The 22,161-nt window shown below is 60.0% G+C and carries 20 protein-coding genes; 1 reads left to right on the top strand and 19 read right to left on the bottom strand.

Annotated features, from left to right (window positions below):
• The first annotated feature begins 77 nt into the window (after positions 1 to 77).
• Positions 78 to 842 carry an aminoglycoside phosphotransferase family protein gene (locus tag ACTQVX_RS06470; RefSeq protein ID WP_154516259.1) on the top strand — a complete coding sequence of 255 codons (765 nt, stop codon included), beginning with the start codon at positions 78 to 80 and terminating at the stop codon, positions 840 to 842.
• Between the two features lie 173 nt (positions 843 to 1,015).
• Here ACTQVX_RS06470 and ACTQVX_RS06465 read toward each other — a convergent pair whose 3' ends face one another.
• From ACTQVX_RS06465 to ACTQVX_RS06375, 19 genes are all read right to left on the bottom strand, one after another.
• Positions 1,016 to 2,725, bottom strand: a complete 1,710-nt coding sequence (locus tag ACTQVX_RS06465) for a proline--tRNA ligase (RefSeq protein ID WP_441560636.1) — start codon at positions 2,723 to 2,725, stop codon at positions 1,016 to 1,018.
• Positions 2,726 to 2,737: 12 nt separating this feature from the next.
• Positions 2,738 to 3,820 (bottom strand): flavodoxin-dependent (E)-4-hydroxy-3-methylbut-2-enyl-diphosphate synthase, encoded by a 1,083-nt coding sequence (gene ispG / locus ACTQVX_RS06460; protein ID WP_441067760.1) that lies wholly within the window; start codon positions 3,818 to 3,820, stop codon positions 2,738 to 2,740.
• Between the two features lie 13 nt (positions 3,821 to 3,833).
• A complete protein-coding gene (locus ACTQVX_RS06455) occupies positions 3,834 to 5,195 on the bottom strand; it encodes a M50 family metallopeptidase (RefSeq protein WP_441560611.1) in 1,362 nt (453 codons plus the stop codon).
• Between the two features lie 25 nt (positions 5,196 to 5,220).
• Positions 5,221 to 6,408, bottom strand: a complete 1,188-nt coding sequence (gene dxr / locus ACTQVX_RS06450; RefSeq protein ID WP_427717549.1) for a 1-deoxy-D-xylulose-5-phosphate reductoisomerase — start codon at positions 6,406 to 6,408, stop codon at positions 5,221 to 5,223.
• Complete coding sequence (locus ACTQVX_RS06445; protein ID WP_427717552.1) at positions 6,408 to 7,307, bottom strand: phosphatidate cytidylyltransferase; 900 nt, start codon at positions 7,305 to 7,307, stop codon at positions 6,408 to 6,410. Before ACTQVX_RS06445 ends, dxr begins: the two co-directional genes overlap by 1 nt.
• Positions 7,308 to 7,309: 2 nt before the next feature.
• The gene (locus tag ACTQVX_RS06440; protein ID WP_441560610.1) at positions 7,310 to 8,104 is read right to left on the bottom strand and encodes an isoprenyl transferase; all 795 of its coding nucleotides are present in this window, start codon (positions 8,102 to 8,104) and stop codon (positions 7,310 to 7,312) included.
• A gap of 1 nt (position 8,105) precedes the next feature.
• Positions 8,106 to 8,642, bottom strand: coding sequence for a ribosome recycling factor (gene frr, locus ACTQVX_RS06435; protein WP_006236112.1), 537 nt, complete (start codon positions 8,640 to 8,642; stop codon positions 8,106 to 8,108).
• A gap of 2 nt (positions 8,643 to 8,644) precedes the next feature.
• Positions 8,645 to 9,367, bottom strand: a complete 723-nt coding sequence (pyrH, locus tag ACTQVX_RS06430; protein ID WP_427717558.1) for a UMP kinase — start codon at positions 9,365 to 9,367, stop codon at positions 8,645 to 8,647.
• A gap of 117 nt (positions 9,368 to 9,484) precedes the next feature.
• Entirely contained in the window at positions 9,485 to 10,354 is an 870-nt protein-coding gene (tsf, locus tag ACTQVX_RS06425; protein WP_022094736.1) for a translation elongation factor Ts, read from the bottom strand.
• A gap of 45 nt (positions 10,355 to 10,399) precedes the next feature.
• Positions 10,400 to 11,128, bottom strand: coding sequence for a 30S ribosomal protein S2 (rpsB, locus tag ACTQVX_RS06420; RefSeq protein ID WP_055285135.1), 729 nt, complete (start codon positions 11,126 to 11,128; stop codon positions 10,400 to 10,402).
• A 230-nt stretch (positions 11,129 to 11,358) separates the two neighbouring features.
• On the bottom strand, positions 11,359 to 12,267 hold the full coding sequence (locus ACTQVX_RS06415; protein ID WP_441560634.1) for a tyrosine recombinase: 909 nt from the start codon (positions 12,265 to 12,267) through the stop codon (positions 11,359 to 11,361).
• An 8-nt stretch (positions 12,268 to 12,275) separates the two neighbouring features.
• Positions 12,276 to 13,613, bottom strand: coding sequence for a methylenetetrahydrofolate--tRNA-(uracil(54)-C(5))-methyltransferase (FADH(2)-oxidizing) TrmFO (trmFO, locus tag ACTQVX_RS06410; protein ID WP_154516252.1), 1,338 nt, complete (start codon positions 13,611 to 13,613; stop codon positions 12,276 to 12,278).
• 14 nt (positions 13,614 to 13,627) lie between these two features.
• On the bottom strand, positions 13,628 to 14,560 hold the full coding sequence (locus tag ACTQVX_RS06405) for a DNA-processing protein DprA (RefSeq protein ID WP_441560608.1): 933 nt from the start codon (positions 14,558 to 14,560) through the stop codon (positions 13,628 to 13,630).
• The gene (locus tag ACTQVX_RS06400) at positions 14,560 to 16,083 is read right to left on the bottom strand and encodes a YifB family Mg chelatase-like AAA ATPase (RefSeq protein ID WP_154516248.1); all 1,524 of its coding nucleotides are present in this window, start codon (positions 16,081 to 16,083) and stop codon (positions 14,560 to 14,562) included. The genes ACTQVX_RS06405 and ACTQVX_RS06400 overlap by 1 nt, the downstream gene beginning before the upstream one ends.
• Positions 16,083 to 16,568: a YraN family protein gene (locus ACTQVX_RS06395; RefSeq protein ID WP_441031093.1), complete on the bottom strand. Its 486-nt coding sequence runs from the start codon at positions 16,566 to 16,568 to the stop codon at positions 16,083 to 16,085. Before ACTQVX_RS06395 ends, ACTQVX_RS06400 begins: the two co-directional genes overlap by 1 nt.
• A 188-nt stretch (positions 16,569 to 16,756) precedes the next feature.
• Positions 16,757 to 17,545 carry a ribonuclease HII gene (locus ACTQVX_RS06390; RefSeq protein ID WP_154516244.1) on the bottom strand — a complete coding sequence of 263 codons (789 nt, stop codon included), beginning with the start codon at positions 17,543 to 17,545 and terminating at the stop codon, positions 16,757 to 16,759.
• A gap of 93 nt (positions 17,546 to 17,638) precedes the next feature.
• Positions 17,639 to 17,980: a 50S ribosomal protein L19 gene (gene rplS / locus ACTQVX_RS06385; protein ID WP_117583231.1), complete on the bottom strand. Its 342-nt coding sequence runs from the start codon at positions 17,978 to 17,980 to the stop codon at positions 17,639 to 17,641.
• A 209-nt stretch (positions 17,981 to 18,189) separates the two neighbouring features.
• Complete coding sequence (ppdK, locus tag ACTQVX_RS06380) at positions 18,190 to 20,940, bottom strand: pyruvate, phosphate dikinase (protein WP_441560606.1); 2,751 nt, start codon at positions 20,938 to 20,940, stop codon at positions 18,190 to 18,192.
• A gap of 350 nt (positions 20,941 to 21,290) precedes the next feature.
• On the bottom strand, positions 21,291 to 22,157 hold the full coding sequence (locus ACTQVX_RS06375) for a pyruvate, water dikinase regulatory protein (RefSeq protein WP_441560604.1): 867 nt from the start codon (positions 22,155 to 22,157) through the stop codon (positions 21,291 to 21,293).
• Positions 22,158 to 22,161 lie beyond the last annotated feature (4 nt).

Genomic DNA, 22,161 nt, shown 5'->3' with positions numbered 1-22,161 from the left:
GGTTATTTCGGCGGGGGTGAACGGGCGCACGCACGCCCCCGCCGCTGCTTCTATCGCATCGTTGAAAGGATGCAATCATGCTGCTCCCCGAATCCAAGACCGAGCTCGTCCGTCGCGGCAACAAAGTCGTTTACGACCTGGGCGACAAGATCGTCAAGGTCTTTAACGAGACCAAGCCCGTCTCCGACGTGTTCAACGAGGCTTTGAATCTTGCCCGCATCAATGAGTGCGGCATCCGCAGCCCCAAGGCTCTCGAGGTTTCTCAGCTCGAGAACGCCAACGGCTGGGCGCTCGTGACCGAGAAGGTTCCGGGCACCACCCTTGCCGAGAAGATGACTGCCGAGCCCCAGCGCTTTGGTGAGTACCTCGAGATGTTCGTCGACCTCCAGATCGAGATCCACGGCTACACCTCCCCGCTGCTCAACCGTCAGCGCGACAAGTTCGCCCGCATGATCGACAGCCTCGATCAGCTCAATGCCACCACGCGCTACAATCTTCAGGAGCGTCTGGACGGCATGACCAAGGAGTTCAAGGTCTGCCACGGTGACTTCAACCCCTCCAACGTCATCGTTGGCGACGACGGCCAGCTGTACGTCTGCGACTGGGCACACGCCACCCAGGGCTCCCCTGCTGCCGACGTTGCCACCACCTACCTGCTCTTTGCCCTCAACAGCAAGGACCAGGCCGAGGCCTACCTGGAGCTCTACTGCGATCGCGCCGACATGCCCATGCAGGTCGTGCGTCAGTGGACGAGCATCGTCGCCGCTTCCGAGCTCGCTCGTAAGCGCAACGTGAACGATGAGTTCCTTAAGAACTGGATCGACGTCGTCGATTATCAGTAATATCTGAGCGATTTATTTCGCATCGGAGGCACAAAGGAAAACCCCGCAGCTCGCATGGGCTGCGGGGTTTTCCTTTTAGCAACAAATGTCCCTTAGACGCAAAAGCGGCCCTGCATCTCTACCTCGAGAGACGCAGGGCCGCTTAACAAGTGCACTAAACGCAGCGGGCTCGATTAACGGCGTGCTGCTTTCACAAGCTCAGCCACCTTGGCGACAACCTCATCGATCGCCACATCCTCGCGCTCGCCCGTAGCACGATCCTTGAGCTCGACGGTGCCGTTCTTAAGGCCGCGCTTGCCGAGCACCACCTGATAAGGGAAGCCCATAAGGTCGTTGTCGGCAAACTTAAAGCCGGGACGCTCGTCACGGTCGTCTACGACAACCTCGATACCCTCGGCGCACAGACCCTCGACGATTTGATCGCAAACAGAAGCGCACTCCTCCTTCTTGGGGTCGAGCGGAATCACCGCAACCTCGTAAGGGGCAACGGAGACCGGCCAAACGATACCGTGCTCGTCGTTGTGCTGCTCCACGACGGCAGCGAGCGAGCGGGACACGCCCACGCCGTAGCAACCCATGATAAGCGGCTTCTCCTTGCCGTCCTCGTCCATAAAGGTGGCACCCATGGCTTCGGAGTACTTGGTGCCCAGCTGGAAGACCTGGGAAACCTCGATACCGCGAGCAGCGGAGAGCGGCTTGCCGCAGTGCGGGCAAGGGTCGCCGGCAACGACGGTAACCAGGTCGGCCCACTCGTCGACGGTAAAGTCGCGCTCGGGGCAGGCACCGGTAAAGTGATAGTCGACTTCGTTGGCACCGCAGGCCCACTGCTTGGACTCGCGCAGGCTATCGTCGCAGACCAGACGAATGCCCTCGGGCAGGTTAACCGGTCCGATAAAGCCCTTATGCAGACCGTAGGTCTGGAGCTCCTCGTCGGTCATCATGCGATAGCCCTTGCCAAAGACATGCTCGGCCTTGCAGTCGTTGAGCTCATGATCGCCCGGAACGATGGCCACAACCGGCTTGCCCTCGGCGTCGATGAGAGCCAGCGACTTGCGCGTACCGTTCTCGGGGAAGCCGAAGAACTTGGCGACGGCCTCGATGGTGCCCATACCCGGAGTCTCGACCTTGGTGAGCGTGCCGTCGCCGGGGCCCTCGGTCACAACGACCTTGGTGCTTGCCGCCTCGTCATCGGCAGCAAAGCCACAATCGTCGCAGTAGACCAGCGAAGCCTCGCCGGCATCTGCCAGCGCCATGAACTCGACGGAGGTGTCGCCACCGATCTCGCCGGAATCGGCGACGACGGGCAGGGCCTTAATGTAGCAGCGCTCGCAGATATTGGCGTAGGCCTGCTTCATCTTGTCATACTCCTCCTGCAGGCTCTCCTGCGTGGCAGAAAAGCTGTAGGCGTCTTTCATGATGAACTCGCGACCGCGCATCAGGCCAAAGCGGGGACGGAACTCGTCGCGGAACTTGTCCTGGATGTGATAGAGATTCACCGGCAGTTGCTTGTATGAACGCAGCTCGTTGCGCACCAGGGCAGTCACGGTCTCCTCGTGCGTGGGGCCGAGCACGAACTCGCGGCCGTGGCGGTCATCAAAGCGCACGAGCTCCTTGCCATAGGCATCGATACGGCCGGACTCACGCCACAGCTCGGCATCGACCATGATGGGCATCATGAGCTCCTGGGCGCCGGCGGCGTCCATCTCGTCGCGCACGATGTTCTCAATCTTGCGAATCGAGCGCCACGCGAGCGGCAGATAGGAATAGAGACCGGCGGCCTCCTTGCGGATCATACCGGCACGGAGCAGCAGGCGATGGCTCGCAAGCTCAGCGTCGGCCGGATCCTCTTTGAGCGTCGGAGCATACAGCTTAGACATATACATTGCTCGGGTCATTTATTTCTCCTCAATAAGCTTGTCGACCTCGGCCATAAGCGCGTCGACAATTTGGTCCTCCGCTACTTTACCAATGATCTGGCCATGCGAAAAGAGCAGGCCCTGACCACGTCCGCAGGCAACGCCCAGGTCGGCATCAGAAGCCTCACCGGGGCCATTGACGGCACATCCCATGACGGCAATCGAAAGTGGCGCGGCATAGTTCTTAAGCCGCTCGGTTACTTCCTCGGCGATTGCGATCAGGTTAACCTGACAGCGGGCGCACGTGGGGCACGAGACAATCTCGGGGCCGCGGCGACGCAGGCCCAGCGACTGCAAAATTCCCCAGGCGACCGGCGGCTCCTCAACCGGATCGGCCGTGAGCGAAACGCGCATGGTGTCACCGATTCCCTCGGACAGCAGGATGCCAAGGCCCACCGAGCTCTTGATGGTGCCCTGCAGCTTGGTACCCGCCTCGGTAACGCCCAGGTGGAGCGGAACGTGGGGAATCTCACGCGACAGGGCACGATAGGTGTCGAGCGTCGTTTGCACGCTATGGGCCTTGGCCGATAGCACAATGTTCGTAAAGCCGCGGTCTTCAAAATGCTTGACAAAACGTTCGCTCGACATCACGAGCTTTTCGGGCTGCGTGAGGTCGTCGCGCTCAGCTATATCCTGCTCAAGCGAACCAGCATTGACGCCGATACGAATCGCACAGCCCGCGGCACCCGCAGCATCGATCACCGCGTCAACCTTGGCCCAATCGCCGATATTGCCGGGATTGATGCGCAGCTTGGCAGCACCGGCCTCAACGGCACCAATGGCGAGCTTATGGTTAAAGTGGATGTCGGCAACGATCGGCACCGGAGACTCGGCACAGATGGTGCGGAAACCCTCAAGCGCGGCCTCGGTGGGCACACTCACGCGCACGATATCGCAGCCAGCCTGCGCCAACGCGCACACTTGCGCGAGCGTTGCCTGAGCATCAGCGGTATCGGTGCAGGTCATAGATTGGACCGCCACCGGCGCGCCTCCACCGATCTGCACGCCGCCCACATGCACGGGGCGCGTCAACTCGCGAGGCAAAGGATGGGATAAAGACAATCCAAACACTCCCCTACAGAATAAATCGAAGGATGTCGGAACGAAGCATATAGACAAACAGCAGCGCAAAGAGCGCGATGCCCACATAGCTCACAATCGTCTGGACCTTGAGCGGAAGCTCGCGGCCCGCAATCTTTTGAATGATCTCGATGACCAACTTGCCGCCATCGAGTGGCGGGATGGGCAGCAGGTTCATAAAGCCAAGCGAGAACGAAATGAGGGCGGCAAACGAAAGGAACGTGGCAGGGCCGGCAGCAGCAGCTTGTGAGGACATAACGCTAATACCCACGATCGAAGAGGACCGATCGAGAATCTCCATCGTATGCTGAGGCTGGAGCAGGCGCATCACGCCCTCCGCTGTCTGCACGACATAGGAGAACGACAGGCGAGCCGACGTGATGGGGTCTAAACGGACCACCTGCGTAGAGACATACACACCTAGGCGTTCGTCCTCTTTGAGCGCAACCGTGGTCGAATGCTTCTTGCCGTCACGCTCGTACTCAATGGCGATATCGTCCTTACCGGCAGCCTTGCCAATGGCATCGTAAACGTCCATCCAGGTAGAGCACGATATTCCGTCGACCGAAAGAATCGCGTCGCCATCCTCGATTCCCGCCGCGGAGGCAATCGAGCCTTCGTCAACCTGGCCGATCACATTGGTGTCCACCGGCACCGTGACACCCGCGATGGAATAGATGCTCATAAGGAGCAAAAAGCCCGTCAGGATATTGACGATAATGCCCGCAAGCAGCATAAAGGCACGCTTGACAAAGACCTGACCCAAATAGGTGTGCGAGCGCTCGCGTGCAAGGAATTCGGCCTCGCCGCACGGCAGTTCCCATACATCACCCTCGGCAGTCGCGTGCTCGCGATCGAACCGACGGCCGTCAAAGGTGGTATAACCCGCCGCATCACGCGGCAGGGTCTGGTACTTGGTGGGATAGTAACCAGGCGAAGGCTTTTCCCCTTCTTCATACCAAGGAGCTATGGAGCCCCAACCCAGCAGCAAAGCACAGGCCTCGAGCACATCCTCCTCGGACAGCTCAAGCTCGACGGCAAGATCGGCCACCGTCACACGGCCGTGGCGATAGATGGCGGCAAGCACGCGATCGGCATACGAGACATCGGTCGGATCCATGCCACAGATGGCAGCATACCCACCCAGCAACAGCGGGGTCACGCCAAACTTGGTGCCGATCCGACGAGACGTATGATGGATATCAAAGCGACACGGCAGGCCCAAAAAGAACTCAGTCACCCGGACGCCGCAGGCACGCGCCGCCAAAAAGTGGCCGCCCTCGTGCAAAAACACGAGGACGGAAAGCATCAGCAGGCCCCAAAAGACCGATGAGAGAACGCTCAGAACAGTTTCCATAAAACGAAAAAGCAATCCTTATGGGTTAAGAACGGGTTGCGACGAGCACTTGCGCGGCCTTTTCACGCGCCCACGCATCGATACCGCGAAGCTGTTCAAACGAATCAACCGTCTGCGCATCATGCGCATCCATACAGGATTCCACAATGCGATCGATATCGGTAAAACTGCAGCCATCATGCAGGAAGGCATCGACGGCGACCTCGTTGGCGGCATTGAGCACGCACGGCATGGTGCCGCCCGTCTTGCCCGCACGCTCGGCCAGCGCCAGGCAGCGGAACGTATCCATGTCGGCCGCATCAAAGGTAAGCCGACCCAACTCGCGGAAATCGATGCGCGGAGCCGGAGTATCCCAGCGCTCGGGATACGAGAAGGCAAACTGGATGGGAATGCGCATGTCAGATACCCCTAGATGCGCCATCACGGAGCCGTCGGCAAACTCGACCATCGAATGAATCTTTGACTGGCGCTGCACGACCACGTTGATAAAGTCGAGGTCGCAACCGAACAGGTGCATCGCCTCGATACGCTCCAGGCCCTTGTTCATGAGGGTAGCGGAGTCAATCGTGATCTTGGCACCCATAGCCCACGTAGGGTGCGCCAGGGCATCGGCGCGCGTCACACGGTCGAGTTCCTCGCGCGAACGGCCAAAGAACGGACCGCCCGAGCAGGTAAGCCAAATACAATGGGCCTCGCGCGGATTCTCACCCAGATAGCATTGGTAAATTGCAGAGTGCTCGGAATCGACCGGGATAAGCTGACCGGGCTGTGCCAACGGCATCAGCAGGTCACCGCCAACAACGAGCGACTCCTTATTGGCAAGGGCAAGGCGCTTATTCGAGATCAAGGCAGCATGGCTTGCCTCGAGACCAGCCGCGCCAACAATGGCAACGAGCACGCAATCGACATCATCACGGCACGCGAGATCACAGACCGCCTGCGCACCAACGCCGACGTTCGTGCCCTGAGGCAGCTCCTGCAGCACGGCATCAGACCCGTGAGCGGTATCTGCGATGGCAACAGCCGGAACCGAAAACTCACGGGCAAACGCAACGAGCTCAGTGGTACTGGAATTAACGGAAAGAGCCGTCACCTGCAGACGATCGGCATGCTGACGGCAAACATCGAGCGCCTGGGTACCGATAGAGCCCGTACAGCCCAGGATGGCAACACGGAGACGTCCATCGGAGCCATAGGTCGTCTGGAAGGACATTACAGCACGCCTCCGATCATCAGCATCAGCTGCGCGGTGATGCAGCCGAAGATAAGCGAATCGCTTCGATCGAGCATGCCGCCGTGGCCCGGGATAAGGTTACCGGAATCCTTGACGCCCACACCGCGCTTGATGCGCGACTCGATAAGGTCGCCAATAACGCCCAGGATGGACACAACCACGCCGCAAAGCAGCGCATAGGGCAAGCTCAGCTTATAGAGATGCGTCACCCACAAAATGAGCCAGATGAGAACCGAGCCCAAGATGCCACCAACAAAGCCCTCCCAGCTCTTGTTGGGAGAGATCTTGGGAACCATCTTGTGTTTGCCGATACGACTGCCCACGATGTAGGCAAACGAATCGGAGACCCAAAGGGACGCGCAAACACCCACTGAAAGCAGGGCGCCGGCAAAACCGGGCACGGCATCGCGCAGCAGCACAATAGCCGACAGCATAAAGCCTGTGTAGATGGGACCCATGAGCGTCACGGCCACATCAGAGATGCGGGTACGCGGCGACCAAACATACCAAATGCCCACCGCGAGCATCAGTGCAAAAAGCAGGGCGTTCAGCAAAAGCGAATCGCCAAGCGCCGATAACGGAAAGAGCACGGCGGCAATAATGCCCAGGTGCTCGTTGGCGACCTTGCCATCGAGCCTCGTCATACGGAAAAACTCAAAGCAGCAAAGCCCGCTCATGACAGAGACAAAAATGGCGGTGGGCACGATACCCAAAACCAGGCACAGGATAAAGACGACGGCGTAGACGATACCGGCGGCGGCACGGGTAATAAAGCCCGCAAGCCACGAACCGGTGCCGCTCTTCGCTGCAGGCGCTCCCGCAGTGGCAGCTTTGCGCGCAGGCGTCTTGGGAGCAGATGCCTTGGGACGATCGGACACGATTAAGCCTCCTCGGTCTTGCTTAGTCCACCAAACCTACGGTCACGGCCCTGATAGGCCAAAATGGCGTCGACAAGGCCCCAACGATCAAAGTCAGGCCAATAGGTATCGGTGACATAGAACTCGGAATAAGCCACCTGCCACAGCAGATAGTTCGAAAGGCGAAGCTCACCAGAGGTGCGAATGACCAGCTCGGGATCGGGAAGACCGGCGGTGTACAGGCGCGAAGCAACCATATCATCGTCGATAGCAGCAGGGTCGATCTTGCCGGAGGCGGCATCGAGCGCAAGCTGACGAGCGGCACGGGTAATCTCGGCACGAGCGCCGTAGTTGACGGCAAGCGCCAGCGTCATACCGGTGTGATTGGCGCACTCGGCAAGACCGCATTCAAAAACGTCGCGGGTCTTCTTGGGCAGCGCGGAAATATCACCCAAAAAGACAACACGCACGTTTTCGCGCTTCAGAAGCGGCAGCTCATCGATAAACGTCTTGGCAAACAGATGCATCAAGACGTTAACCTCATGCTGCGGGCGGTTCCAGTTTTCGGTTGAAAACGCATAGGCGGAAAGCACGTCGACACCCAGACGCACGCAGGCAGTAATGATCTCACGAAGGGAGACGATACCCGCCTTGTGACCCTCGGTACGGGCAAGACCTCGCGCCGTAGCCCAGCGACCGTTGCCGTCCATGATGCACGAGATATGATGTGGAATATTATTGAGGTCAAGGTCGGAAAAACCGACGCCCGCAGGGGCGTCGGCAAAGTACTCGACCAGTTTGTTCTCGTCGTATTGCACCTTAGATCTCCATGACCTCGGCTTCTTTTTCCTTCAGAAGCTCCTCGACCTTGGCGACATACTCGTCGGTATGCTTCTGCACCTTGGCCTGCTCACGGCGGACGTCGTCCTCGGTGAGCTCCTCATCGCGCTCGAGCTTGTTGTTAAAGTCGCGACGGATGTTACGGATAGACACCTTGGCCTGCTCGGCGTACTCGCGGCACTCCTTGACGAGCTCGCGACGGCGCTCCTCGGTGGGAGCCGGGAACGGAAGACGAACAACGGTGCCATCGGAGTTGGGGGTAATACCCAGATCGGAAGCGCCGATGGCCTTGACGATGGCGTTGATAAGCGCCTTATCCCACGGCTCGATGAGCAGCATGTGGGCCTCGGGGGTCTTTACGGCGGCAACCTGCGTGACCGGCGTGGGAACACCGTAATAATCGACGGTGATGTCGGACAGAATGTTAGCGTTGGCTCGGCCGGTACGGACCTTGGAGAAGTTATGCTTGAGGGACTCGAGCGACTTGTCCATGTGGGCGGTGATGTTCTCTGCCATGCTTAATCCTCCTGATAGACGAGCGTGCCGACGGGCTCACCCGAAAGCGCGCGCTTGACGTTGTCCTCGCCATCGATGTTGAGGACCAAAATGGGCATACGGTTATCCTGGCACAGGGCCGTAGCCGTGGAATCCATAACCTGCAGGCCGCGGACGAGCACCTCGTGATAGGTGATCTTGTCAAAGCGGACGGCATCGGCGCACTTGACGGGATCCTTGTCGTAGATACCGTCGACCTTGGTGGCCTTAATCAGAATCTCCGCACCGATCTCGCAGGCGCGAAGGGCCGCGGCGGTGTCAGTCGTAAAGTACGGATTGCCCGAGCCGGCCGCGAAGATAACGACATTGCCCTTGGACAGGTGATTGATGGCGCGACGACGAATATAGGGCTCGCAAATCTCGTTCATCTGGATGGCACTCATAACGCGGCAGGGAACATCGTTATGCTCGAAGGCATCCTGCAGGGCGAGCGCGTTCATAACGGTTGCAAGCATGCCCATGTAATCGGCCTGAGCACGCTCCATACCGCCGGCAGCTCCAGCCATGCCGCGGAAAATATTGCCGCCGCCGACAACGATGCCGACCTCATGGCCAACGGCGAGCAGCTCTTTGACCTGCTTGGCAAGATGGTCGGTAACCTTGGGGTCGATGCCATAGTGGCCATCGCCCATCAGTGCTTCGCCGGAAAGCTTCAGAAGCACGCGTTTATATCGGATGTCGGACAAAGCGATCCTCCTTTAATTAGACTCTCAATATGATATCAAAGGCTCTGCTTGGAGCCATGAAAAAGCAGGCTGTGAGTAAAACCCACAGCCTGCTCATTACCAGCTACAAGAGCTTATTTACTCGCCACGGACCAGACGGTCGAAGGCAACGACGGTAATGGTATCGCCGAGCTCCTTGGAGACCTGCTCAGCGTACTTCTTGATGGTGAGGGAGCTGTCCTTGATGAACTCCTGCTCGGTGAGCACGGACTGCTTGTAGAACTTCTCCAGACGGCCAACAGCCATCTTCTCCTGGATGGCCTCGGGCTTGCCGGACTCGGCAGCCTGAGCCATGTAGATCTGCTTCTCATGCTCGACGGTCTCGGCCGGAACCTGATCGCGGGTAGCGCAGATCGGAGCGACAGCGGCAACCTGAAGGGCAACGTCGTGGGCAAAGGTCTTGAAGGACTCAGCCTGAGCGGTCTCAGCCTTCTCGAAAGCAAACTCGACGAGGACGCCGATCTTACCACCCATGTGGATGTAAGAAGCGAGAGCGCCGTTCTCGGCCTTGCGGGCGGCGAAGCGGGAGATCTTCATGTTCTCTCCCATGATGTGAATCATCTCGGTGAGCTCGGAGGAAACGGTCTCCTCGCCCATCGGCTTCTCGAGCAGAGCGTCGACATCGGCCGGCTCGGTGGTGGCGACAACCTCGGCGACCTTGGAAGCAAAGCCGGTGAACTTGGCGTTGGAGCCGACGAAGTCGGTCTCGCAGGAGAGCTCGAGCAGAGCGCCGGTCTTGCCATCCTCGGAGACGAACGCGGCGACAGCGCCCTCGTTGGTCTCGCGGCCAGCCTTCTTGGCAGCCTTAGCGAGGCCGTTCTTACGCAGAACGTCAACAGCGGCGTCCATGTCACCGTCAGCCTCGACGAGAGCCTTCTTGCACTCCATCATCGGGGAGTCGGTCATCTCGCGGAGCTGCTTGACCATAGCGGCGGTAATCTGGGCCATTGTGGTTCCTTTCAAAGAGATGAAAAAGACTTAATTAGGACTGATTTACTCGGCCTTGGGCTCAGCGGCCATCTCGGCCTCGGAGACCTGCTCCTTGCCGGAGCCAGCGAGGCAAGCGTCGGCCATGAGCTCGCACATAAGGGTGACAGCGGAGATGGCGTCATCGTTGCAGGGGATGCCGTACTCGACCTCGTCGGGATCGGAGTTGGTATCGATCAGAGCGACGACGGGGATGTTCAGGCGCTGGGCCTCCTTGATGGCGTTCTCCTCGCGCTTAGTGTCGATGACGAAGAGAGCCTGGGGCAGGCCCTTCATGTCGCGGGCGCCACCGAGGTTGGTCTGGAGCTTAGCGAGCTCCTTACCCAGAACAGCCTGCTCCTTCTTGGGAAGAACAGCCATGCGGCCGTCCTCGACCATGGCCTCGAGCTCCTCCATGCGGTTGATGCGGGAGCGGATGGTGACGAAGTTGGTCAGCATGCCGCCGAGCCAACGCTGGTTGATGTAAGGCATGTTGGCGCGCTCAGCGGCGTTCTTGACGGCCTCCTGAGCCTGCTTCTTGGTGCCGACGAACAGCACGTTGCCACCCTTGGCAACGTTCTTGACGAAGGTGTATGCCTGGTCGGCGTCAAGAATGGTCTGCTTGAGGTCGAGGATATAGATGCCGTTGCGCTCACCGAAGATGAACGGCTTCATCTTGGGGTTCCAGCGACGGGTCTGGTGACCGAAGTGGCAGCCGGCCTCGAGCAGGGTGCGGATATTAATCTTGGTAGCCATGTTAAACCTCCTGTGGTTTGCCTCCGCGCGGGGTCATCCTCCAAAACCAACCCGGACATGTGCTACCAAAGCCCGGGCACCACGGTATGAAGTAGCCGCGCGTGCGTGATAAAAACCTGTTGCCGTGAAGCAACCCGATGAATGATAGCAGGATTACATCTTTCTGCCAACCCGAAATCAAAACCACACACACGGACGCGCGATCGATTGGATAGGACCCATCTCCTGCCTTATTCGCCGCGCGGAAGAGCTTGGGTAACGGCGCGTTTGAGCCGATCGGGCGTGAGATGCGTATAAATCTGCGTGGTGGACAAGCTTGCATGCCCCAGCAACTCCTGGACAGAGCGCAAGTCCGCTCCGCCCTCGAGCAAATCGGTCGCAAAAGTATGGCGCATCGCATGCGGGGCGATATCGGAAGGAATGCCCGCAAGCGTCGCCAACATATGAAACCGTCGCCTAAGCATGGCGGCGCTCATACGGTTGCCGCGTGCCGAGATAAACAGCGGATGCACGCCGTTCGTACCGTCGCCACGCTTTGCCTGAGCAAGAAGCTCCGGTCTTCCTTCCTCAATATAGCGGCGGGTCGCATCGAGAGCACGCCGATACAGGGGCACGATACGCTCCTTGCTCCCCTTACCCCAAAGCCGCAGCGTTCGCTCGGACCAAGCAATGGACTCAACATTGAGTGCCGCAAGCTCAGAGATGCGAGCCCCAGATGCATAGAGCAATTCGAGCATCGCCGCATCGCGCAGTCCCGCAGGCGTTGAAACGTCTGGCGCTGCAAGCAGTGCCTTAACCTGCTGGGTGGTCAGCACTCCGGGCAAATCGCGTGGAAGCTTGGGCGAGGCAATCGCAGAGACAGCGTCTCCATCGATAAGACCCTCGGCAGCCATCCATCGATAGAACGAACGAATGGCAGACAGGTGCGCCGCAATCGTCCTGGGCGCCACCTGCTCGCGCGACAGCTCCGCCAGATACATACGAACGGTACGTACGTCCGCCGTGCGCGCATCGATATCCCCACGCTCGCACCAAGTGGCAAAACGCTCCAGACGAGAGCCGTAAGCGATAACAGTGTTAGAAGAAAGCCCCTCGACGCGTGCAATATAGGCTATGAACGAGTCGACGGCACCGTACAGGTCAAAGGCTATGACCGGTCGCCTCCAAACAGGTCGGAGCGCGATTCCAGATAGGAATCCAAGGCCTTAAGGGCACGATCCGCATAGGCCTGATAGCGCTCACGTTTGCTGCGGCGTTTACCGTCCTCGAGGGGAGGCACCAGGCCAAAATTAACATGCATGGGCTGATATCCGACCGTAGCAGGATCGGTCGCATAGCCCACGAGCGCGCCGAGAGCGCCCACGCGCGGCAGCTCGACAGGAGCAACCTCGATAGCCTCGGCATAGGTATTGAGCGCAGCGAGGAGACCCGTCGCGACCGCTTCCATGTAACCCTCCGTACCGGTAATCTGTCCGGCAAGGCGCACGCCCGTGCCGGGCACGGCGAAGGTCCCATCGAGCACATGGGGAGCATCGACAAAGGTATTGCGATGCATGACGCCATAGCGGAAGAACTCGGCATTCTCCAGACCGGGAACCATATGAAAAACGCGCTTCTGCTCGCCGAAGGTCAGGTTGGTCTGAAAACCAACCAGGTTATAGGCGGTCTTCTCCTTGTTCTCGGCGCGCAGCTGAATCGCCGCCCAGGGACGGCGACCGGTGCGCGGGTCGGTGAGCCCGACGGGCTTCATAGCGCCAAAGCGGATGGCATCCTTGCCCGTGCGCGCAACCTCCTCGGCTGGCTGACAGGCCTGGAAGAGGTCCCCGCCCTCAAAGTCCTTGAGCACCACGCGATCGGCCGTGGTAAGCGCCTCGATAAAGGCCTCGTACTCCTCCTTGTTGAGCGGGGCATTGAGATAGTCGCCGCTCCCCTGCTCCTCGTAGCGCGACTGCGAGAACAGCACATCCATATCGAGCGTCGAGGCATCGACAATCGGGGCCGCGGCGTCAAAGAACGCCAGGGAATCACCACCGACGAGCTTCATGACCTCCCCGCTCAACGCCGGCGAGCACAAGGGACCCGCGGCGATAACCACATGGCCCTCGGGAATCTGGGTGACCTCGCCGTGAACGACCTCGATATTGGGACGGGCGGCAACCTCGGCCTCGACGAGCTCGGAGAATTTAACACGGTCGACTGCCAAGGCGCCACCAGCGGGAACGGCAGCGCGATGAGCGCAGTCGAGCAGCACCGAACCCATACGCTCGAGTTCGGCCTTCAACAGGCCGGCGGCGGAATCGGGTCGGGTCGACTTAAACGAATTGGAGCAGACGAGCTCCGCCAAGTGATCGGTATGGTGGGCAGGAGAGGTCACCAGCGGCCGCATCTCGCACAGCTTTACGGCAAACCCGCGATCTGCCAGCTGAATCGCGCATTCCGATCCCGCCAGACCGCCACCGATAACCGTCACTTGATCAAACAGCATCTGCAAACACCTTTCTAATTGACACGCTTTCCATTGTGACCGAAGGGCGTCTGGGCGTGAAGCGCAAACTTTGAGGGCGCATACCTTCCATCCATCATGCGCTCGATGAGTCCCCCGAGCTCGAGTGAGCCCAGGAGTTTGAGCACGCCGACGGCATCGAGGGAGACGAGCGCGGCAATGTCATCGACCTTGAGCGGCGAGGCAATGAGCGCGTGCATCACGGCCTGCTGCGTGGGGTCCAGATCGGCGATACCGGGCGCATCGGGACGCGAATAGCGCAGGGTGCCGTAAATTCGCGAGATGGCCATCTCAATAGACTCCTCGTCAACAATGCAGCAGGCACCGTTGGCGATGAGGTAGTTGGTCCCACGCGACTCTGGTGACAAAATGGAGCCCGGTACCGCGAGCAGTTCGCGCCCCAGGTCCATGGCGGCCTCCGCTGTCGAGAACGTGCCCGAGGGCATGCCGGCCTCCGACACGAAGAGCGCCTGCGAAAGCGCGGCAATCACCCGGTTACGCCGCGGAAAGGCAAACTTGCGTGGCCCCATACCCCAAGGCGAGATGGACACGACCGCGCCGCCCGTATCGATCGTGCGCGCGATGAGCCCTGCACTCGAGCGCGGGTAAACCACGTCGGCGCCCGTACCCAACACCACGACGTGCCTGCCACCAGCGTTGACCGTGGCCCAACCCGAGGCCTGGTCGCAGCCGACCGCACCGCCCGAGACCACCGTCACCCCCGCCTCGACCGCAACTTTCGCGGCCAGCTCTGCCACGGCAAGGCCGTACGGCGAGGCCTTGCGAGCGCCGATGATGGAGAGCGCGGGCGTCGACAGTGCGGCGGGATCGCCACGCACATAAAGCGTCTGGGGTACATCAGAGAGCTCCAAAACGGTAGCTGGATACAACGCATCACCGGGATGCAGCTCAAAAGTCTCCTCGGGCATTACTGGTCCCTCCTCCCCTGGTACATCGCCGCCTCGAGCACGTGGTCTTGGGTTACCCGCTCACTTTCGGCAACATCGGCAATCGTGCGCGCGATACGCACCAAGCGCACGATGCCGCGCCCTGTGAGATGTGTGCGCCTCGACAGGCCGAGCACACACTTTTCCGCTGCCCCATCGAGCGCAAAGGTCGAAACGACGCCGTCGATGGAACGTGACTCATCGTCCTCGGCCTCGGCATCTGCATCGTCCATACGGGACTCGCGCCAAGCACGAAATGCCCGACCCCGCACAACATAGTCACGTAGTTCAGCTGACGACATACCCTCGGCGCCCTCGATAATTACCTGCGGGTCGGGTCGGGTCACGTCAATCATAAGGTCAATACGATCGGCCAAGGGACCACGCAGCTTAGACCGATAGCGCTCAACCATCGAAGCCGAGCAGCGGCACGGTACCTCGCGATCGCCCAAAAAGCCGCAGGGACAGGGATTGCTCGCGGCAAGCAGCTGGAACCGCGAGGGAAACGTGAAAGCCCCATCGACGCGTACGATCTTGACGTAGCCGCGCTCTATGGGCTGACGGAGTGTCTGCAGCACGCTGTTGGGAAACTCGGCAAGCTCGTCTAAAAAGAGCACGCCGCCGTGCGCTAGGCTAATCTCGCCCGGGTGCACCGGCCGTCCGCCGCCAATAAGGCCCGCAGTCGAAATGCTGTGGTGGGGGCTACGGAACGGCCGGTGTCCCGCCAGCAAACCATCGATGTTCTCGCCCAAGACCGAATGGATGCACAGCGCCTCTTGCTGATCCTCGAGAGAAAGCTCGGGCAAGATACCCGTCATGCGGCGTGCGAGCATGGTCTTGCCCGAACCCGGCGAGCCAATCATAAGCAGGCCGAGCTCCCCCGCCGCCGCGAGCGCAATGCCGCGCTTGGCAACCTCCTGCCCCAGCACATCGGCATAATCAAGTTCTGGCTCAAACGACGCCTCGACACCCTCGGAATCCAGATAATGCCGAGCCGCCTCGCCCATACCGCGGGCGAGCTGAGACAGATGGTCGATAAAGCCACAGTCCACACCGGCAAGCGGCACATGTTGATCCGACCTTCCCGCAATAAAGGACAGGCCCATATCACGCGCCAACAACTGAAACGCAACCTCGCCTTTTACGGGCAGCACGCTACCATCCAGCCCGAGCTCACCGGCAATAAGGCAATGGTCTAGATGGTCGCGGGGAATCTGCCCATCGGCCGCCAGTACCGCGATGGCAATCGGCAGGTCAAAACCACTGCCCGTTTTACGGATGTCGCCCGGAGCCAAGTTGACGGTAATGCCCGCCCGTGGAATCTCAAATCCCGCCGAGCGCATTGCGCAGCGTATGCGGCCACGCGACTCCATCACCTCCATACTTGGAATGCCAAGCATTTGGATACCCGGAATACCGCCGGCAAGCGAGACCTCGACCGTGACGGGAATCGCCTCGACGCCACGAATACATGCAGCGTGGACGGCAAAGGTGTCAAACGCCATCACGATACCTGCCAATCGAATGCGTTGTATTGATGCTCAATCTCCGCAATATGACCGCCGCGGATAGTAACGCCCACCGCGTCGAAGCGAATCGCCTTAAGGGGATAGTGATCCATAAGGTAACAACTCGCGATACGGCGGTAGCGACGCTGCTTCTGGGCGTCCACCGCCTCCTCGGGAAAGACCCGCGTGTTGCAATCTAGGGCGACGCGCCTTGTCTTGATCTCAGCCATCACCACGACATCATCAAGTTCATCAAGCAGTACCAGATCGGCCTCGCCCTCGGGACACCGGTAGCCCTGTTCCAAGAGGGCATAACCGCGCTCGCGAAAGTAATCGATTGCAATAAGCTCGCCCAGCATGCCCAGTTCTCGAGGACTGAGGCCCTTAATGAACCCAGGCGTAATCGACGCGCAATCAATCTCCCCGTTCTCCCAAAGCTCTTTGAGCTGTTGCGTCTTGCTCTTTGCACTTGCGGCGCACATGGGGTCTCCTTTCCCGCGCACGATATTGACCCGATCATGGGGCCGCCTTTCTTGCGGGTAAGTACCAAAAGAAAACCAAAGTCCAACCAAAAACAAACAAAAAAGGGACCGCATGCAACAATTGCGTTGCATGCGGTCCCCACCAGCTGGTTTATAAAATTCCAGAAGTCCCTGTCTCCATATTTGCCTTAAAAAAGACGCTCCGTCTGCAAAAAATTTCCGCAGAAGCTCACACGATGCAACGGAGAAAGGCCATGTTTACGAATAGCCTCAATGTGCTCGGGGCTCGCATAGCCCTTTGACTCAGCAAGATGATATTCGGGATACTCGGCATCGTACTCGACCATCATCTCGTCACGCGTGACCTTGGCCATAATGGAAGCAGCGGCGATGCAGGCGATTTTGGCATCTCCCTTGACCACATCGCGCTCGTTGGGAACGGCGCCCAAGGGGTTGCCGTCCATAAGCACGCAATCGGGCTCGAGCCCCGTATCGGCTACCGCGCCCGCGACGGCAGCGCGGATGGCGCGGGCCATGCCCATCTCATCGATATCCGCAGGAGCGATATGGCAAAAACCAATGGCCGTAGCCACCTCGGCAATCTGCACCGAGAGCAGCTCACGACGGGCAGGCGTGAGCTTTTTGGAATCGTTAATGCCCCAAACGCGCGGCTCCATGGGAAGGCAGACGGCGCAAACCGTCAGCGGGCCGGCGACAGAGCCGCGCCCCACCTCGTCAACGCCAACGACCACGCCATCGCCGCCGAGCTCATGCATAAGCTCGTACATGCCGTTGACGCGCTCGCGCTCGGAAAGTTCCTTGGCATGGCGCTTAAGTGCGCGTTCGCAAGCCTTGATCACCTGCTGGCGCGGATCCTCGCGATAGTGCTCCACGAGGGCGGGAATCTCCTCGAACGTGGCACTCGCCAGCTCGCCGGCAACCTGCGATGCCGAAATCGAGCTCGTCATATTGGCCATACCAGGCCCTCCTTGCATGGAAATCAGATAAAAAGAAGGGCCACCCGAAGGTGACCCTTGTGTCCAAACGAGTGGACAGACGCTGCGATCTTCTTAGCGCTTCTCGGGGATGCGAGCAGCCTTGCCCACCTTGTCGCGGAGGTAGTACAGCTTGGCGCGACGGACGCGACCATGACGGACGACCTCGAGCTTGGCGATCTTGGGGCTGTGAAGCGGGAAGGTACGCTCAACACCGACACCGAAGGAAATCTTGCGGACGGTGAAGGTCTCACGGGCACCGGCGCCGGCCATGCGGATGACGTCACCCTGGAAAACCTGGATGCGCTCGCGGTCGCCTTCCTTAATGCGGTAGTGAACCTTGACGTTGTCGGCGACGCGGACCTGCGGGATGTCCTCGCGGATCTGCTGACGCTCGATTGCGCGGATGTAATCCATGTGCAATTCCTTACTCTTCTAGAGGTGCCGTACCACCTTGGCCGGCACGTAGTTGAACAAACATATTCGAGTATACACGCGCGGGTTTCTGCTGCAAGAACAATTTTTTTCGCAGACAAAAAGACAAAACCCGCACATGATAACCGCCCGCCTCACAAATGAGACGGGCGGCATGAAGGGGGCTACGCTAGGGGTCTATACACTAAACGCTAGGCGGAACGCTTGGCATCGAGCTTGGCCTGGGCGGCAGCCAGTCGTGCGAGGGGCACGCGATAGGGCGAGCAGGACACGTAGTCCACATCGGCCACGTTGAACAGGCCCTTGATGGACTTGGGGTCGCCGCCGTGCTCGCCGCACACGCCAAAGTGCATGTCGGGGTTGGCGGCGCGACCCATCTCGACTGCCATACGCACCAGCTCGAGCACCGCCGCGTCGATGGTCTCGAAGGGATTATCCTTCAGGATCTTCTTGTGCATGTACAGCGGGATGAACTTGGCCTCGGCGTCGTCGCGCGAGAAGCCGAAGGTTGTCTGGGTGAGGTCGTTGGTGCCAAAGCAGAAGAAGTCGGCATGGTGGGCGATCTCGTCGGCGACCATGCAGGCGCGCGGCAGCTCGAGCATCGTGCCCACGGGAATATTGAGCTCGACGCCCTCCTCGGCGGATACCTCGGCGATCACGCGCTCGATGACCTCGCGGGTCTGGACGTGCTCGGCTGTGATGGAAACGAGCGGGACCATGATCTCGGGGCGCGGGTCAACGCCCTCCTTGATAAGGCGGGCAGCAGCCGTGGCGACGGCGCGAACCTGCATGAGCGGCAGATCGCCAAAGACAACGGACAGGCGCACACCGCGCAAGCCGAGCATCGGGTTGGACTCAACCATGCCGTCGATTCGACGCAGGCGGGCACGCAGGGTGGCAAGCTCTTCCTCGCTGGCGCCGGCGGCTTCCTTCTTGGTGATGGCGACCTCGAGCTCGCGAGGATTATCCAGGAACTCATGCAGCGGCGGATCGAGCAGGCGAACGACCACATCGCGACCGGACATGGTCTTAAACATCGCCAGAAAGTCCTCAGTCTGAACCTTGAGCAGGTCGGCCAGGGCCTGCTGCTTCACGGCCTCGTCGTCGGACAGGATAAAGCTCTGGATGATGTTCTTGCGGTCGCCCAGGAACATGTGCTCGGTGCGGCACAGGCCGATGGCCTCGGCGCCAAACTCGAGTGCGAGCGCGGCATCCTCGGGGTTGTCGGCGTTGACGCGCACGTGGTTGGCGTGACCGTCGGTCTCGTCCAGGCGAATCTCGTCTGCCCAGGACAGAATGGTGTCCAGGTCGCCGGTGAGCTCAGCGGAGACCAGATCGACGGCGCCATCGACGACAATGCCCTGGGTGCCGTCGATGGAGATGATGTCGCCCTCGTGAAGCACGCGGTCGCTGCCCTCGATGCGCACGACCTTCTCGGCGGCGTCAATATGGAAGCGCTCAACGCCGCAGACGCAGGGCGTACCCATACCGCGGGCGATAACGGCGGCATGGCTCGTCTTGCCGCCGTGGCTGGTAAGGATGCCCTCGGCAGCGACCATGCCCTTCAAGTCATCGGGGTTGGTCTCCCAGCGAACCAGAATGACCTTGTGGCCCTCGTTGGCGCGCGCGACGGCATCGTCGCTCGAGAACACGACCTCGCCCACGGCGGCGCCGGGGCTGGCGTTAAGGCCGCAGGCCAGGGCCTCGTACTTCTTGGAGGAATCGAACTGCGGATGCAGAAGCTGGTCGAGCTGCGCGGGATCGATGCGACTCACGGCCTCCTCGCGGGTGATGAGGCCCTCTTCGACCATCTCGATAGCGATGCGCAGCGCGGCGGTAGCGGTGCGCTTGCCCACGCGGGTCTGAAGCATCCAAAGTTTACCCTGCTCGATGGTGAATTCGATATCGCACATATCGCGGTAATGATCCTCGAGCGTCAGGAAAACGCGCTCGAGCTCCTCACCAGCGGACTCGAGGCCCGGGGTGGTCTTGAGGTCGGCGATGGGCTCAGTGTTGCGGATGCCGGCGACGACGTCCTCACCCTGGGCGTTAACCAAAAAGTCACCGTAGAACTCCTTGGTGCCATCGGCCGGATTGCGCGTAAAGGCGACGCCGGTCGCAGAGGTCTCGCCTTTGTTGCCAAAAGCCATGGCCTGGACGTTGACGGCGGTACCGAGCTCGTCGGAAATGCCATGCTGTTTGCGGTAGATGCAGGCGCGCTCGTTCATCCAGCTGCCAAAGACGGCCTGGATGGCAAGGCGCAGCTGGAGCTCCGGATCGTGCGGGAAGACGGGTTTGCCGTCGACAACCTCGAGCTCGGGATACAGGGCAGCCTCGACGTTCTCGGAGAAGATGCCCTTGAAGGTCTCGACGAGCTCCTGCAGGTCCTCGGCCGAAAGCTCGGAATCGACGCGAACGCCGGCGACCAAGCGAGCCTGGGTCAGGGCGTTCTCAAACAAGTCGGCATCGACACCCATAACGACGTTGGAGAACATCTGGATAAAGCGGCGGTAGCTATCCCAGGCAAAACGCGGGTTTTGCGTCTGGGCAATGAGGCCCAGAACGGAGTCGTCGTTAAGGCCCAAGTTGAGGACCGTGTCCATCATGCCGGGCATGGAGAACGGAGCACCCGAGCGAACCGACACGAGCAGCGGGTCGGATGCGTCACCAAGCTTCCTGCCGCAGCGGGCCTCGAGATCGGCCTCGGCGGCAACGATCTCATCGAGTGCGCCTTCGGGCCACACGTTGCCGGCACCGGAGTACTCGACACAGGTTTGGCAGGTAATGGTAAAGCCACCGGGAACAGGCAGGCCGATGCGGCTCATCTCGGCAAGATTTGCACCCTTGCCGCCAAGCACGAAGTTCATGGACTTGTCGCCCTCAGTGACACAGGTGCCCTGGGCATCGGTTCCAAAACGGTAAACCCTCTTGCAATCGCTCACGATACTCCCCTTCCATGCGCTGTCGCGCACGACCGTGGTAACGAATCGACCCGCCGGATGCGAGCCGTGAGGGTACTATACGGCGGGTATTGGAAGTGCTTGCGTAGAGGGTGCGAGGTTTGGTAAACGTGGTAAAACTGACGGTAAACGGTAGATAAAGGTGGTTACCTTATGAAGATACCTGTGAACGAGACTTGCAGGTTAACTGCAAGAACTTTGCTAAATCGCTTTACCATAAGTAGCTAATTTGGGACGGGGCTTTTTTAGCTACCCCGTCGGCAATCGGCCAAAAAGCTCGCGGCCTCAGCCGGGGTAGCTAAAAAAGCCCCGTCCCAAATTAGCTACTTTTGTTAGGCGCGGCGAGCGGCACGACGGGCTCGAGCTTCTTGGATTTCCTCCAAATGACCGATGATCTCGGATGCACTCTCCTCAATCGCCTTACCGTCGGTTCGCACCACAAAGCAGCCTAGGCGCTTCATAAGGGCACGGGCTTCCTCAAGCTCGCTGCGCACACTCTCGGGCTCGGCATAGGAGCCGGCGACGGCGCGGGCGTAGTCATCGCCCAAGCGGCTGTCGCGAATCTCAGAAATTACGTCAACGGTCGAAATCAGGCCGAACAGGCGCATCGGGTCGACCTCGTAAATCGACTTCGGCGGCTCCATGCCGTGCGCCAGCGGAACGTTTGCGACCTTGTAACCCTGATAGGCCAAATACATCGACAGCGGCGTTTTGGACGTACGCGACACGCCCAGCAGCACGATATCGGCCCCCGAAAGGTCGTCGCAACCGCGTCCATCATCGTGCTCGACAAAGTACTCCATAGCCTCGATGCGGTGGAAATAGCGGTCATCCGTTTTGTGAATAACGCCCGCAACGCCCTTGGGCGGCACACCGATGAGCGACGACAGCACGGCAAGGGTCGGACCGATCAGGTCGACAGAGCGAATATGCAGCATACCCAGGTAATCGAGCACGCGGGCGCGAAGCGCCGGATCGACGATAGTGTGGAACACGGCGATATCACGATGGTCCGCATCGACGCGCGGGCCCACAAACGACTTGACCTGCTCCACCGAGTTCACTTTGGGCAAGCGCAAGAGACGAAAAGCCCCTTCATCAAATTGCCCGGACGCCGCAAGCACCACCTCACAAGCGGTATCACCGAGCGAGTCGGAGATAACGATAACGGTGGGACGAGCGGTGACCGGGCAATCCATGCGG

This window comes from Collinsella sp. LCP19S3_A6 (assembly GCF_052122015.1).
GTDB lineage: Bacteria > Actinomycetota > Coriobacteriia > Coriobacteriales > Coriobacteriaceae > Collinsella.
This window is presented reverse-complemented; position numbering and strand designations above follow the sequence as displayed.

What these genes read in the sequence shown, in the direction of transcription:
- ACTQVX_RS06470 (WP_154516259.1), top strand. Translation starts at nt 78, where the DNA reads ATGCTGCTCCCCGAATCCAAGACCGAGCTCGTCCGTCGCGGCAACAAA.
- ACTQVX_RS06465 (WP_441560636.1), bottom strand. Translation starts at nt 2,725, where the DNA reads ATGTATATGTCTAAGCTGTATGCTCCGACGCTCAAAGAGGATCCGGCC.
- ACTQVX_RS06455 (WP_441560611.1), bottom strand. Translation starts at nt 5,195, where the DNA reads ATGGAAACTGTTCTGAGCGTTCTCTCATCGGTCTTTTGGGGCCTGCTG.
- dxr (WP_427717549.1), bottom strand. Translation starts at nt 6,408, where the DNA reads ATGTCCTTCCAGACGACCTATGGCTCCGATGGACGTCTCCGTGTTGCC.
- frr (WP_006236112.1), bottom strand. Translation starts at nt 8,642, where the DNA reads ATGGCAGAGAACATCACCGCCCACATGGACAAGTCGCTCGAGTCCCTC.
- tsf (WP_022094736.1), bottom strand. Translation starts at nt 10,354, where the DNA reads ATGGCCCAGATTACCGCCGCTATGGTCAAGCAGCTCCGCGAGATGACC.
- rpsB (WP_055285135.1), bottom strand. Translation starts at nt 11,128, where the DNA reads ATGGCTACCAAGATTAATATCCGCACCCTGCTCGAGGCCGGCTGCCAC.
- trmFO (WP_154516252.1), bottom strand. Translation starts at nt 13,613, where the DNA reads ATGCTGTTTGATCAAGTGACGGTTATCGGTGGCGGTCTGGCGGGATCG.
- ACTQVX_RS06405 (WP_441560608.1), bottom strand. Translation starts at nt 14,560, where the DNA reads ATGCCCGAGGAGACTTTTGAGCTGCATCCCGGTGATGCGTTGTATCCA.
- ACTQVX_RS06400 (WP_154516248.1), bottom strand. Translation starts at nt 16,083, where the DNA reads ATGGCGTTTGACACCTTTGCCGTCCACGCTGCATGTATTCGTGGCGTC.
- ACTQVX_RS06395 (WP_441031093.1), bottom strand. Translation starts at nt 16,568, where the DNA reads ATGTGCGCCGCAAGTGCAAAGAGCAAGACGCAACAGCTCAAAGAGCTT.
- ACTQVX_RS06390 (WP_154516244.1), bottom strand. Translation starts at nt 17,545, where the DNA reads ATGGCCAATATGACGAGCTCGATTTCGGCATCGCAGGTTGCCGGCGAG.
- rplS (WP_117583231.1), bottom strand. Translation starts at nt 17,980, where the DNA reads ATGGATTACATCCGCGCAATCGAGCGTCAGCAGATCCGCGAGGACATC.
- ACTQVX_RS06375 (WP_441560604.1), bottom strand. Translation starts at nt 22,157, where the DNA reads ATGGATTGCCCGGTCACCGCTCGTCCCACCGTTATCGTTATCTCCGAC.